This window comes from Psychrobacillus sp. FSL W7-1457, assembly GCF_038593405.1.
Taxonomy (GTDB): domain Bacteria; phylum Bacillota; class Bacilli; order Bacillales_A; family Planococcaceae; genus Psychrobacillus.
Genome location: NZ_CP151993.1, coordinates 1,471,291 through 1,485,093, shown reverse-complemented (window position 1 = coordinate 1,485,093; position 13,803 = coordinate 1,471,291). Strand labels below are relative to the sequence as shown.

Sequence of the window (13,803 nt, the reverse complement as noted above, 5' to 3'; positions counted from 1 at the left end):
CACATTCTATTGCAGTATTTTAATTATTTTTTTCATCCCATTCTCATTGCACTTGTTCTCAAAATGAGCAATTAAATAGTCTTTAGATTCCTGTCTACTATGGCCAAGCTTCTGGATCCCATTTCTGATAGTCCATGCATCATAGGTTTCAAAGGCTGTGGAGTTCCAACCATTTTTCTCTCCATATTCATCTGTCTTCTCTTGAATTCCAGCAATTACGATATCCATATAACCTTGAAGTTCTAACAATGCATTTTCAAAAACTTTCTTTTGCTCCTTTTGTATCAGACCCGACTTTTTCCGTAAAACTCTAGTATCTATTCCCTGTTCTTCTTGAATTAATTGAAAAACTACTAAAGCCTCTCTTGAAAGTTTGCCATCTGCAAAACGTTGTTCGACTGAATCTTCTTCACCTAAAACCTTTTTGAAGTATGGGAGTAGCTCCCTTGAAATGAGCACCGACTTTTTCTTAATAAACTTGCCGTATCCTGCCGTTCCATCCATCGAAAATTGTGTCCTCCACATCCATGGATCAAATTCTGTATCTGAATGCCAGACTTCTTTAGCAGTTATACTTCCTAATGAAGGATAATCAGGGATAAGAGGCGCAAGGGGCAAAAGCCCAAATTCTTCAATTATATGTATAGCTTCCTTGTAGGTTTTAATTTGTTTATACATAATTGATAACACTCCTTATTTAAGCGCTAATTGGACTGAAAGTTGGATTTTTTCCTCGAAACGTCCAGTAGGTTCAATTTTCAGTAATTCCTCTCTTAAATGCCTTTCAAACAAATGAGAATTGTCACCCAAAAAATGTTTGGCACCATAGGAGGATGAATATATATTGCCGATTATAGAACCTATATTCCAGCTATGTTGATATGGTGGAAGCTCTATAGTTTCCAAGTCAAAGTTGGAGCGAATAATAAGCTGTTCATAAGTCTCACTTGGCGGTCGATAAACAGTATTGCCCGCTCTTCGTTCGCTACCATACCAATGCTTCATCACTTCATCCACTTTGAGTTCCCACAAACTAGGCGTGACTTTTGTGGAAGCAGGGTCAATAATCGCAATACCGCCTCCTGGTGAAACCATACTAAACAACAGTTCAAGTGTTTTTTCACGTTCCATCCAATGAAAAGCTTTGGCAATTGTTACTAGCTTAAATTTTTCCTCATGATTAGTAATATAATTTTCCAAATCACCTAGAAACCACTTCGTATTACTAAATCTCGTCTCCTGCTGTAAATGGATAGCCTGCTGAATCATTTCTGCTTCTTGATCTATTCCCACTATTCTTTCAAACCAATCGACAAATCTTAACGCAAGTCTTCCATCACCACACCCTAAATCTAGCATTTGTCCCGTTCCGTCTAAAGCGAACCTTTGGATTAAAAGTCGAATAAGGCTAGCAGGGTAAAGAGGTCGGTATCGAGAATAAAACAAAGCTGTTCCTGCAAACAATTCATTGCCATACTTATTCATATATTTATATAGCCTCTCTTTCTTATATGAACAATAACTAGCTTCTTGTGTTCATTCCAATATAAGCTCATAAATAACAAATAACTCTTTTCTTCTTTTCTTTTAATCATGTTTTTTGAAAAACTGCTGTCATAAATCCAGCTAAGCCAAGCATTTCTGCGGGTGGTTTTATTTCCCTCATTTGTCGTATCTCAACTTCCTTAAAATCCTTAAAGACAGCTCGTAATTTAGTTTCATCATACCCAAGTCCACCTTTTAAGCTTAGTGAACGATAAACCTCTTCGTCCGAAATTGTCGCTCCACCATATTCGCCATTTGGAGAAAAACAAGTAATAGCAAAATAGCCTCCAGATTTAAGTGCTCTCTGTATTAGTTGGATATAACTCATTCGCCGATGAGGAGCGATATGGTGAAAACACCCTGAATCATAGACAATGTCATAGCTATCTTCCTGAATATTCAACTCAAAAATATTTTGACAGATGAAGTTAACATCAATATTTTCTTTTTTTGCTCTCTCGCTTGCCCATTGTATTGTTTCTTTTGAAATATCAACCGCATCAACTGAGAAGCCTTTATTAGCTAAGTAAATGGCATTTCTGCCAGGTCCACATCCTAGCTCTAACACATTACCCTGTTTAAATATATTGCGTTCCACATATTCTACTAAATTTTCATCAGGCTTTACCGTAAAAAAAGGAACCTCTCTTTTCCGATCACGATAAAAATCGTCCCAAAAAAATTTTGGTTCTCTTAAAAGACTGTCTAACACTAATAATAAATCCTCTTGTTCTGTTATCAATTGTTCCATACCTAGACCTCTTTCATTAATCAATAAAATAAGGATAATAAGTGAATGCAGTTATGCAAAAGCTCACTACAATGAATAGCAGTAGTCCTAATACAATAGGAGATCCTCTAAATTTAAATTGAAAAGGTGTAACCCCGCCACCATCCTGTCCATTCCAGCCTTTCAAATGAGCGTTCTCTTCATTGCTATTTCTATTAGAATTAAGTTGAAGAAACCAGATGAGGCCAAATACCGCTAAACTACCAAGAAAAATGACATCTACGAATTTCCAATCTAATAGAATAGAAACTCCCCATAATATAGCTGTTTCTACTAGGACAGTAGCTAAAATGATATATAAGTTTTTCACCCCATATTTCCCCCATTTAAACATTTATTTTAATTATCTGTCAATACTATTATACTCTAAAATTTGTAAATTAAGTAAACATTTTTTCGCTTTTCTATTTTTTATTAAAAGGAGGTTTTTACAGATTTATATCGAAATAGTTTAAGGTGTAAGGAGGAATTTGATGCTAAATTATAGGGATTCACTACCAAAGGACAGAAGAATTGCTGGTGTTCATTGTATACCCATAACCGAACAAGGCATGATTATGCTTTCGTGGGACAAGGCAGAACAGCAAATCACCACTATTGGAGGGCGTTTAGAAAATGGTGAGAGTTTGGAGGAGGCTTTAGAGCGGGAGGTGATGGAGGAAGTCGGAATCACGTTAACAGATGAAAGAGTTCCGTTTGCTTCCTGGTACTGGTCTGCTTCCGATACATATACAGTTTGGTACCTATCAAAAATAAAAACAATTGGAAACTATGAATTTAACAATGAGAAAACAGGTTATATTATAAGTAATTTTAGTACATTTGAAATGATGATCAAACAGCTAGAGGGCGAGCAAGCACCTCGACTTCAAATTCTACAACTAGCAAAGAAAAAAGCTTTAGAGGTTAAATGACTTACTAAATAAATTTCAAAAGTTCTCTTCTTCTGGCTATTTTATAGATAGAAATTATTTAATTTATACGCTTTAACCCTTCTACTTATCTACCTTCTTTAAAATAAACATTTCTCTAATAAAGGTACCGATTGCAACAGAAATGAAGATGGTAGATATTAAATTCATAACCCTAATAAATGTGTGGGTCGTATAAATAACTTGAATGCTTTGAACTATTACAATTAATCCGAATAAAATGATGGCTGTTATTACTTTCTTCAATTAGCTAACAACCTTTCTTACGTTAGAGTAGTTGTTTTCATCTAGCATTTTTTTCTAGTTAGTATTATTAACCTTAAATTCAACTTGCAATTTAATGTTATAGTTTTTCTTTTGTTCAGTTTTCCCGTTAGCTTTCACATAAAAATCAGCAGAGCCGTTTACGATATAACGTCCTTCTGGAAATTCCTGATTCATAATTTGACTTATAAAATCTACATATTCTTTTTTATCCTCTGAAGTGTAGCCGCCACTTCCCCAATATTCTGCACGGAGTGGTTCCCCTTTTCTTAGTTTAGTGCTTAATAATGGTGCATCCATACCGTATCCGATTTCAAAGTTTCTGGTAGTTTCAACCATTGGGAAAGAAAACGGGGAAGCTGAATGAAAAATTTCAATTTCATCTTTTTCACCTGTATATTCTAATTCAGCATAAATTTTTATAGGTTCATTCTTACCGTACTCTGCTTTTTCTGTCACAAGTCGATATACAATATCTTCTTCTATAGCTTGGGCTTTTGTATCTAATGGTTTCGTATCAGACGGTTCGGTATCAACTTTCCTATCAACCTTTTGTTGACAGCTCACTAAACATAAGGACAGAACTATTAAAGACACAAGGAAACCTATTTTATACATTATAATCCCTCTTTATTTTTATGAATTAGACGAGGAAAAAATATATTCGTTTCAAAGATCTTACGGCGGAATTGGTCATATCCATTCTGAACACGAACTCCTATTTATTATTTGAACGGTAATAGTTGCTCCAAATCTTCGTATTTAGAAGCCATAGTCCCTTCAAATCCCACTACGTCACATTTATCATCTTTACAACCAAAGATATATGCCTGCTCACTGGTATATACAATTACGTCATAGTGATATGGAAATACCCCTCCCTTGTTTCTATCAACCATTTGATTGACTGCTAGGACTCCCTCTGATTCATCTATTGTTTTAAATTTAGGACTACTTATTACTAATTGTACCATTTCTCCTAAAATAACTTGATCTCTTTCGTTAGGTGTATACATCCCTTTCCAGAAAATATTGCCAAACAGCAATACATTTACACATAAACTTATAACTAACCACTTTTTCATCTTTTTCTATACCTCCTACCAGTTGATCTAATGACAAACCATTGTAGGATACAATTTAAAAGGAAGATAATAAAAAATATAGTTGTTTGCCTAAATGGTTTAAAAAAATATCCCCAATCCTCTTTTATATCCATCATGTGTATAAAATATAAAGAACTAATGGCAGATAGTAAATTCCCTACAACTAGAACAGGTACAAATAGAAATGCTTTGCAAATATACGCTAGAGCTAAACCAATGATAATCATTGATAGGTATCCGAGCAATGTCCCATTTGTATAATCCAAATACATGCCGTAGTAGCCAAAAGGCAAACAATAAAACAAAAGAACCAAAATAAGTAAACTTGTATTCCGTACCTTCCACTTATATTTTAAAAGGCTGCCAGCTAAAATGATTAGGTATAGAAGAGAAACTATAAAAGAAAAATTTCCGTAGCTCATATTCAATAATTTGTTTAGTCCAAAAAATGGAATGACGAAAATAACATATAAAGGATACTGTATATTTGCTAATACATCTAAGACAACATAATCGAAAAGATAACTTTCTATAAGATTTACAACAAATATAACTGAGGTTGCTACAAATGCAATTCCATATAAAACAATGCCATTCTTTACACTCGAGTAATATAGGATACCTATTAAAAACAGTATAGAAATTGCTAAGTTGAAAATACTTATCCGATGGTCTGGAAATTTAATCGCAGGCATGAAATTAATAAGCAATGCGCTGATGAAAATAACTATAATTATAATTTGATATTTGTTTATATTATTCATACTAAAACTCCCCTTTAGTGTAATTTTACACTAAAGGGGAGTTTTGGACAACATTAAATTTTCTGACTAATAACATTCCACTTATCTCTTACTACCGCTTCATCAAAAGTGCTAAGAATTCGATAATTTTCTTCATCTACTATTCGAAAATGCTTGCTCAACAAATTTTGCTGTAATCGAAAGCCGTTTTTCTCTTCAACATTTTTCCACCATACGTAGCCACCTAATGTTTTATCCTTTGGTCGTATAATCACATCATGAGCAGTGAGCTCTATTACCTCCATGGGATCTCCACCAATATGATTTTGTAAGGTTGGGCTATCACGGAACAAGGCACAAATAGCGATAGTTGTTGTCCAATTTGCTAGTGTCCTACCTTTTTCTATCTGAACTAGCGTCTTCTTAGAGATTCCTAGCAGCTCTGCCATTTTGTCTTGTGTATAGTCGTTCTCTACTCTGACTAGCTTGAGGCTTTCAGAGGTAATATGTATTAAGAAATCACGATCCATCCAAATCACCTCGTGTTGTTTACTTTAATTATAACTGATATAGATTGAACTACATACAAAAAGCTCAGTAATATAACTGAGCTCCTGCATGAAAACTTTAATTAAACAGCCTTCTATTCTTCAAAACTATCAGGCTCACCATAAGTAGTAGTATTCCTGAAAGAATAAATACTATTCTTACTCCGACTAAATCTACTGCAATACCTATGGCTAAGGAAGATATACCAAACAGCCCAGTACCTACTGTACCTAAAGATGTATATACAGTTACTAATTTCTCTTTCGGGATACTTCTCTGAATAATTGTTTGTTGCGGTATATTTTTCAGTTGGCTAGTTAGTCCAATACCTACAGATAATATAATCGCTAGTAATGGAAAACTTATCGAACCGAATAGGATGGTAAGAATACCGCTAATGAATGCACCAAAGCCAATAAAATATTGCTTATACGTATCTGTAAAATTAGAATATTTCATACAAATAATACTACCTATTAAAAGTCCTATAAAGAAGGCTCCATTAATAAAGCCCCACCATTGTTCTCCTTCATGGAGAGCCTGATCCACATAAATATATAGAATGGCTGCTATCCAGACAGCACCAGCTATCGTCTCTAGGATATCCATTAGCATAATTTTTTTAAGAACCGGTGTTTTCTTTATACTAATCCAGCCTTCGGAGAACTGGTTCCAGAGGGTATCTTTTTCTTTTTCCTCATGACTTACATCTTCTAAAAGAAACGTAAGTATAGTAGAAACTAAAAAGAAGCCGCATACTATAAGTATTAACCAGTTGGGGCTTAGCAACAAAAGTAACAATCCGCCGAACAACCAAGCACCAATTTGCAATAACTGAGTGACAGTTTCTACGATACTATTAGCCTTTATCAGCTGAGCATCTTCCACATAATGAGGTAGGAAAGCTCGCATTATGGGATTGGCACAGCCATCTAACAAAGCAATTCCACCTATTATAAAGAAAGTGTACCAATAATTAGTTGAATGCATAAAAAACAATAGAAAAACTACTAACAATGCTAACAGCAAAGTTTTTCCTGCCTGTGACCATACCAGTAAGAACTTCAGCCTATATTTCCCAAGAAATAAAGGAGTCACTAAACTAGAAATAAACATTGCAGTAGTAATAGTAAATGGCACTATAGAAGAAATGGCAGCCGAACCCGTTAAGTTATATAAAACACTAATAACACCTACTAGATAAAAAACATCTCCAAGGTTTGCAATCGATTGACTAGTTAGTAATACTATAAAATTTTTATTTTGTTTCATCATTATCCCCCATATTAATTTCGTTCATTTAATACGGAGTTAAATCAAATTGGACTGTACAAAATTTTTATCCTCTCTTCTAAATACCTTAAGGAGTAGCTCTGGGGGATACAAAGCTTCTCCTAGATTCGGCATTAATTTTTATTAATCTAATTCATTTTAATATTTCAGTCGGTTTACATTTCCTTTTATTAGTCTACCATTTGTTTTCTATAGACAATAGCAGTAATGATATAAATTACTACTGACCATAGAGCGATGATACCTAAATGGCTCCAAACTTCTCCGAACCCGGCACCAGCATCTATTCTAGTTGCTAATTCTAATAGCTGAAGGTTTGGTATATATTCAATCACACTAAAAATAGGATATTTATCACTAAAGCTTTCAATAGCTGTTCCCATAGAGAACAATAAAATAACTGGCAACACGATCACAGAAGATTCCATTACTGATTTTGCTATTAACCCTAGTAAAGTACCTAAGCCTATAAAAAATATCGCACATAAGGCTAATCCTAATAATAATACAGGTACGTTGGTTGGAGTATACTCAGCAAGCATTACACTAACAATAGCCACTATCATTGTTAAAACGAATGATAATGCACTTTTCCCACCAAGAATTTCATACGTATTTGCAGGGGATAGCATTAATCCACGCAGTGTATTTCTTTCTTTTTCCTCTGCAATCAAGCAGCATTGAACGTACGAGCCTACCATTGTTAACGCAAAGCCTATCGTGAAATTACCATTTACCAACGGATCCATGCCCATTCGGCTAAAAATAGCTGCCATTAAGATAGGTAATAAGACAACAACTGAGACTGCCATGTTTCTACTAAATTCCTTAAAATCCTTTTGAAAAATTGCGTTTACACGTTTCCATGAAAATGTCATATTAATTCTCCTCCAGTCACTTTGACAAAAATATCACCTAATGTAGGTTCGTTGGAATGTACAGTGGAAATACGATTTTCCTTCATTAATTGGAACATTGCATCTGCTCCAGATGCATCCCTTTTAATTATGATTGTTTCATTGTTAGTCAGCTCAATAGTCATTGTTCCATCTGAAAATTGTTTCTTTAGTTCACTAGGTTTATCCAGTAATTGAATTCTCCCTTTATTTAAGAATGCAACTCGATCGCAAAGCGTTTCAGCTTCCTGCATGTCATGTGTTGTTAAAAAGATTGTTGTTCCTTTTTCATTTAATGCCCGTAAGCCATTATAAATATGTAACGTATTTGTTGGATCTAACGCGGACGTTGGTTCATCTAAAAACAAAAGCTCTGGTTCATGAAGAATAGCTCTCGCTAGTATTACACGTTGTGTCATTCCTTTAGATAATTCAGCAATTTTCTTCTTTCGTGCTTCCGTTAGATTTACAAAGCTCAGTGCTTCATCTACCTTAGAAATAGGCAAGTCATATAATTCGCAGTATAGCTTTAGATTTTCAAAAATGGTTAACCTACTATATAGACCACTGTTGTCTGTTAGAACGCCAAATCTTTTTCTCTCATTGGCCTTTTTAAAATTGGATACTTTCTCTCCAAAAACAAATGCTTCCCCTTCAGTTGGATCTAGCTGACCCGTTAGTATTTTTATAGTGGTTGTTTTCCCCGAGCCACTTGGTCCTAAAAATCCAAATATCTCACCTTTTTTTACTTGAAAACTTACATCTTCTACTGCCTTAAAATTCGAAAAATATTTGGCAAGGCCTTTCACTTCAATTACATTTTCCATTTGAAAACCTCCTAATTGTTTGGTTTAGCATTTCGTATCTACAACCTAAGATTAGAAGATATTTAATGGAAAGACATCATATTTACCGTGAAAGGAGTTAAATTTGGGGTGAATGAACTCCTTTTTATGCTGAATGGAGCTTATTTGAGGCCCAACATTCCCTTTAAATCCGCCATTTTGGTCTTTGAGAGTGGAACGGACGATTTTTCTGAGTCATCTAGTACTAAGCTATAACTGTTTCTTGTCCATGTGATGACTTCCCGCACTTTTTGTAAATTTACTATATAGGAACGATGGCAACGAAAGAAACCAAAAGCCAATAATCTTTCTTCTAAATCATTCAACGTAAATGAACAAGCAAAGCTTTCCCCTTTTATATGTAAATAGGTTTGTCCTTCTGTACTTTCTATGTAATCAATCTCCGGTGGATCAAATAATACAATTTTTTCATTTACTTTCGTCGGTATTTTTTCGAATCGAATAGGCTGAACTATTTTTTCTTCCACTACTTCATCGGCATTGGAAATTTTATCAGTAGGCTGCTCAATTTTATCCTCTTCATTGTCTTCTTCCTGAGTCAAAACTGGTCGCAGTCCTTTTTCATCTAATCGGTAAACGTTATCCGAACAAGCGACTCCACTCTCTACTTGACCAGTTAATACTAAAATTATCTTTTGTGCTAATCGTAGCTCTCTTAACAGTGAAAACAAAATCCGTTTGGACTCGATATCCAGATTCTGATCTGGTTCTTCCATTATGTATATGTCTGGATTTTGTATAAGCAACCATGCAAGCTGTGCTCGCTTTCTTTCAGAGTAAGTCAAATTCTTTAGTTTCTTATTCTTTTGAGCATCTAGCTGCATTGTTTGTAGTATGCTTTCTATTTGTTCGGAGGAATTAAAGAGCTTTTTATAATATTTTAAAGTTTCAACTACCGTTAGTCGTTCATAACAACCTTCATGTAAAAAGAAAAAACCTATTTTTTTATCTGGGAGATAATCTACTTTACCATTGGAAAGTCGTGTTTTTCCTAGAAATGTATTTAAAAGTTGCTCTTTAACATTTACTGTAGAAACGATTGCCGTTACCTCTCCCGGTTGTATTATCAAATCAAATTCAGGAAAATGAACCATATCATTTGTATGCTTACCAGCTTGAATGAATTTTAACGTCATGAACATATCCTCTATTCTATGTATTCTGTTTATTTACATTATACCAATATATTCATATTTTTCTATCTAAATACTTAATAACCATGGGCTGTTTTGCCCATGGTTTCTATTATAGAGTGACTACATTTTTTTCACGTGTAGCAAGCTGAATGACCAATAGAATTCCGAATAAAGTTAAGCCAGCCATATCAGAGTATCCTTCAGGGTAAATAAGCAGCAGTCCTGCAAGAATTATTAGCACTCTTTCTATTAGATTAACTTTGCGATACCAATAACCAATCATCCCCGCACTAATCGCTAGCATTCCAATGACTGCTGTAAAGGTCACCCACACTATTTGCCCGATGGTTGTATCTATCATCAATAAGGTTGGTGAGAATACAATCATATATGGAATGATAAATGCAGCTATCGCCAGCTTCGAAGATTGAATCCCTGTTTTAATAGGGTCACCACCCGATATGCCTGACGCTGCAAAGGCGGCTAGGGCAACTGGCGGGGTTATATCTGCAACTATTCCAAAATAAAATACGAAGAAATGAGCAGATAGTAAAACAACAAGCGGAATAGCGCTTTGTGCTGTATCTGGCGCTAGTAACGTAATGATTGCAGGTGCTGCAATTGTGGAGGTGATCACATAGTTTGCAGTGGTTGGAGCCCCCATCCCAAGAATCAAAGAAGCAATCATAACAAAGAACAAGGTAAGAATTATACTACCCCCTGCAAGCTTTACAAGACTTGTAGCCAGACTGAGACCAAGACCTGTTTTTACGACAACCCCTACAATAATTCCAGCGCAAGCTGTTGCTGCAACTACGCTAAGCGCGGTACGAGCTCCGTCGACTAGAGCATCTAAAATTCCCTTTGGACCAAGTCTAGTGTCTTTATTAATCCAACCCACCACGATACAAGCAAGAATACCATATAGTGCTGAATGAATGACCGGTACACCGACCATCATTAAAATAATAATTAAAAAAATCGGCAAGATTAAATAAATCTTTTTCAAAATTTCCTTCCGATCTGGCATTTGATCATCTGTCAATCCGCGCAAGCCTAAACGTTTAGCTTCAAAGTGAGTCATAATCCAGATTCCGGTAAAGTATAAAAGTGCCGGTATCGCTGCTGCTTTAGCAATATCCCAATAGGTCACTCCCCGTCCGATAAACTCGACCATCAAGAATGCAGCTGCCCCCATGATTGGCGGCATTAATTGGCCTCCAGTCGAGGAGGAGGCTTCAACTGCACCAGCAAACTCCTTCTTATATCCTAGGGATTTCATCATCGGAATCGTGTAAGCCCCTGAAGTAACTACATTTGCTACAGAGCTTCCAGAAATTGTCCCTTGTAGGGCAGATGAAAAAATAGCGACTTTTGCAGGGCCTCCTACTAGTTTTCCAGCAACCGCAACTGAAAGGTCATTAAAATACTGACCTACCCCCGTTTTAACTAAAAACGCTCCAAATAATAGAAAGGCGAATATATAAGTAGAGGAAACCGCTAACGGTGTACCTAAAATTCCATCTGTAGAAAAGTACATTAAGTTTACGATACTATCAAAGTCTTGTCCTCGATGAGCCATAAACGCCGGAAAATGTTCCCCAAAGTAGGCATATACTAAAAACAATGCTGCTATAATTGTTATCGGTAAGCCTACAGCTCGGCGTGCAGCCTCTAAAACTAATAAAATAGCGACTATACCTACAACAAAGTCTACCGTTTCTAAACTACCTAAGCTTTGGACAAGCCGTTTATAATTTATAACCCAAAAGCTCCCAACAAAAATTGCTCCTGCTCCTAGTATAAAATCATAAAATGGTATCTTGGTTTTAGATAACCTTTTGCGAGCTGGAAATAATAAAAATACAAACAATAAACCGAAGCCTAAATGAACAGTACGCTGGATTTGAGCTGGAAACTGTCCATATATAGCGGTGTAAAGCTGAAATAATGAAAATCCCAACAAGCCAAAATATATGACATATTTAAGTTTACTATCTACGTTACGCGTATTAGATTCTGGATCATACTTTTCTAATAGTGCTTGTTGTTCCGCAGCAGACAGCTCTTGAAAATCATTGACCTTAGTGTTCTGCTTTTTATTATTGCTCATTCAGGTTAGCTCCTTTCATTACTTCCAACAAGGATAGCTTTTTCACTTCAAAAAGATAGGATTTTCCTTTTTCTAGCCTCTCTTTTAAATCGTATTTCTTCTGCTGATATTGTAAAAACAGCTGATCCTCTACATTTCCGATGAACAAAGTAAAATGAGGTAAAACTGACCGGTCATACGAAAGAGTATATTTGCCATCTTCATAAAGTAACGTCTGCCCCTCCTCTGCATAGCTAGGCATTCCAATGGCCACGTCACTATATTCCATGGAAAGTAAGAGAATCTCCTTATTATTAAATACTCGATAATTTTCAATAACATCGGTTTTATGTATAGTATGAGTAAATATAATTTGGAAGTTTTTTTCTTTCTTAATAGAAAGGTAATGAGGAATTGGTGAATCTGTGTGTGTTTCGGTAAATGAGAGGACAGGTATGAAAGGTACGAATATAAAAGCTACCATTATCAACAAAAGAGTCAAAATTATTCTTTTCTTCATAATGTGGGAAGCCTCACTCCATTAGAAAAGAGACTCGAAGCTGTACGCGTCAAAGCCTCTTTTCCGTAATAGTTACTTGTTTACTTCATCAAAATATTTTTGAGCACCAGGATGAACTTCTATACCAATACCATCTAGAGCAGTTTCAGCTTTAATAAACGCACCTTTAGCATGGCTAATTTTATCTGTATTGCCGTAGATGCCTTTTGTTATTTCATAAACTAAATCCTCTGGAAGGTCCTTCGTAACTGCTAACATTGCTAATACGGATACAGCTGGTACTTCCTTTGTAAGGCCATAAGTTCCTTTAGGTACTGCATCTAAAGCATAGTATGGATATTTTTCAATAAGCTCTTTTGCTTTATCTTCAGTAACCGGAATAATGTTAACTTTGTTTGTGGCATTTAAGCTCTCAACTGCTGACGTAGGATAACCAGCTGTGATGAAAGCTGCCTCAATTTGACCTGTCGATAATCCATCTGTAGACTCCCCAAAATCTAAGTTTTGAGCTTCGATGTCATCTTCGATCGATAATCCATGAATTTCTAAAAGCTGTTCAGCGTTTGCATACGTTCCTGAACCAGGAGCACCAACCGAAACTTTTTTACCTTTTAAATCTTCAAAGGAATTAATCCCTGAGTCGGCTAAAGTTACTAGTTGTACTGTTTCTGGGTAAAGTGCGCCAAGAGCAACTATATTATCTAATTTTTTCCCTTCGAACATTTCTGTTCCTTCCGTCCCATAATATGCGATGTCAGTTTGTACGAAGGCAATATTTCCTTTCCCCTCCTGTAGTGCAGTCATATTTGCAGCTGAAGCTTGTGATACTTCAGCAGTAGTTTTTATACCTGTCTCTTCAGAAACTAATTCAGCAAAAGTACCACCTAGTGGATAATATGTCCCTTGAGTTCCACCAGTTAAAATACTTAAAAATTTATACTCTGCTTCGGTTTTGGCTGAATCTCCAGATCCTGTTTCACTGTCATCATCATCTGAACCGCATGCAGCTAAAATTAATAACGTAAAAATGCTTAAAACAGCTAACCATTTCAATTGTCTATTCTCCATTTA

17 protein-coding genes are annotated in these 13,803 nt (G+C 35.6%); 1 reads left to right on the top strand and 16 read right to left on the bottom strand.

The window, feature by feature from the left end; genetic code table 11:
- Positions 1 to 6: 6 nt before the first annotated feature.
- The 4 genes from NSQ95_RS06955 to NSQ95_RS06940 all read right to left on the bottom strand — a co-directional run bounded on the left by NSQ95_RS06955 (position 7) and on the right by NSQ95_RS06940 (position 2,645).
- A complete protein-coding gene (locus tag NSQ95_RS06955; protein ID WP_342560534.1) occupies positions 7 to 678 on the bottom strand; it encodes a hypothetical protein in 672 nt (223 codons plus the stop codon).
- A 15-nt stretch (positions 679 to 693) separates the two neighbouring features.
- Positions 694 to 1,485, bottom strand: a complete 792-nt coding sequence (locus tag NSQ95_RS06950; protein ID WP_342560533.1) for a class I SAM-dependent methyltransferase — start codon at positions 1,483 to 1,485, stop codon at positions 694 to 696.
- A gap of 106 nt (positions 1,486 to 1,591) precedes the next feature.
- The gene (locus tag NSQ95_RS06945) at positions 1,592 to 2,296 is read right to left on the bottom strand and encodes a class I SAM-dependent methyltransferase (RefSeq protein ID WP_342560532.1); all 705 of its coding nucleotides are present in this window, start codon (positions 2,294 to 2,296) and stop codon (positions 1,592 to 1,594) included.
- Between the two features lie 16 nt (positions 2,297 to 2,312).
- Positions 2,313 to 2,645, bottom strand: a complete 333-nt coding sequence (locus NSQ95_RS06940; protein WP_169358676.1) for a hypothetical protein — start codon at positions 2,643 to 2,645, stop codon at positions 2,313 to 2,315.
- 163 nt (positions 2,646 to 2,808) lie between these two features.
- Between NSQ95_RS06940 and NSQ95_RS06935 the strand changes: the two genes are divergently transcribed.
- Positions 2,809 to 3,249 (top strand): NUDIX domain-containing protein, encoded by a 441-nt coding sequence (locus tag NSQ95_RS06935; protein WP_342560531.1) that lies wholly within the window; start codon positions 2,809 to 2,811, stop codon positions 3,247 to 3,249.
- An 81-nt stretch (positions 3,250 to 3,330) separates the two neighbouring features.
- Here NSQ95_RS06935 and NSQ95_RS06930 read toward each other — a convergent pair whose 3' ends face one another.
- The 12 genes from NSQ95_RS06930 to NSQ95_RS06875 form a co-directional block, all read right to left on the bottom strand.
- Positions 3,331 to 3,513 carry a hypothetical protein gene (locus NSQ95_RS06930; protein WP_340883916.1) on the bottom strand — a complete coding sequence of 61 codons (183 nt, stop codon included), beginning with the start codon at positions 3,511 to 3,513 and terminating at the stop codon, positions 3,331 to 3,333.
- Between the two features lie 54 nt (positions 3,514 to 3,567).
- A complete protein-coding gene (locus tag NSQ95_RS06925) occupies positions 3,568 to 4,149 on the bottom strand; it encodes a hypothetical protein (RefSeq protein WP_342560530.1) in 582 nt (193 codons plus the stop codon).
- A gap of 107 nt (positions 4,150 to 4,256) precedes the next feature.
- Positions 4,257 to 4,616: a hypothetical protein gene (locus NSQ95_RS06920; RefSeq protein ID WP_342560529.1), complete on the bottom strand. Its 360-nt coding sequence runs from the start codon at positions 4,614 to 4,616 to the stop codon at positions 4,257 to 4,259.
- On the bottom strand, positions 4,613 to 5,401 hold the full coding sequence (locus tag NSQ95_RS06915) for a hypothetical protein (protein ID WP_342560528.1): 789 nt from the start codon (positions 5,399 to 5,401) through the stop codon (positions 4,613 to 4,615). Before NSQ95_RS06915 ends, NSQ95_RS06920 begins: the two co-directional genes overlap by 4 nt.
- A 53-nt stretch (positions 5,402 to 5,454) precedes the next feature.
- The gene (locus NSQ95_RS06910) at positions 5,455 to 5,910 is read right to left on the bottom strand and encodes a helix-turn-helix domain-containing protein (RefSeq protein ID WP_340883920.1); all 456 of its coding nucleotides are present in this window, start codon (positions 5,908 to 5,910) and stop codon (positions 5,455 to 5,457) included.
- 97 nt (positions 5,911 to 6,007) lie between these two features.
- Positions 6,008 to 7,201, bottom strand: a complete 1,194-nt coding sequence (locus NSQ95_RS06905) for an MFS transporter (protein WP_342560527.1) — start codon at positions 7,199 to 7,201, stop codon at positions 6,008 to 6,010.
- Between the two features lie 191 nt (positions 7,202 to 7,392).
- A complete protein-coding gene (locus NSQ95_RS06900) occupies positions 7,393 to 8,100 on the bottom strand; it encodes an ABC transporter permease (protein WP_342560526.1) in 708 nt (235 codons plus the stop codon).
- The gene (locus tag NSQ95_RS06895; RefSeq protein WP_342560525.1) at positions 8,097 to 8,945 is read right to left on the bottom strand and encodes an ABC transporter ATP-binding protein; all 849 of its coding nucleotides are present in this window, start codon (positions 8,943 to 8,945) and stop codon (positions 8,097 to 8,099) included. Before NSQ95_RS06895 ends, NSQ95_RS06900 begins: the two co-directional genes overlap by 4 nt.
- 140 nt (positions 8,946 to 9,085) lie before the next feature.
- Positions 9,086 to 10,120 (bottom strand): LytTR family transcriptional regulator DNA-binding domain-containing protein, encoded by a 1,035-nt coding sequence (locus tag NSQ95_RS06890; protein ID WP_340883924.1) that lies wholly within the window; start codon positions 10,118 to 10,120, stop codon positions 9,086 to 9,088.
- 109 nt (positions 10,121 to 10,229) lie between these two features.
- Positions 10,230 to 12,233, bottom strand: coding sequence for a TRAP transporter permease (locus NSQ95_RS06885; protein WP_342560524.1), 2,004 nt, complete (start codon positions 12,231 to 12,233; stop codon positions 10,230 to 10,232).
- Positions 12,223 to 12,732 carry a DUF1850 domain-containing protein gene (locus NSQ95_RS06880; protein ID WP_342560523.1) on the bottom strand — a complete coding sequence of 170 codons (510 nt, stop codon included), beginning with the start codon at positions 12,730 to 12,732 and terminating at the stop codon, positions 12,223 to 12,225. The genes NSQ95_RS06885 and NSQ95_RS06880 overlap by 11 nt, the downstream gene beginning before the upstream one ends.
- Positions 12,733 to 12,804: 72 nt before the next feature.
- Complete coding sequence (locus NSQ95_RS06875; RefSeq protein ID WP_340883929.1) at positions 12,805 to 13,800, bottom strand: TAXI family TRAP transporter solute-binding subunit; 996 nt, start codon at positions 13,798 to 13,800, stop codon at positions 12,805 to 12,807.
- Positions 13,801 to 13,803 lie beyond the last annotated feature (3 nt).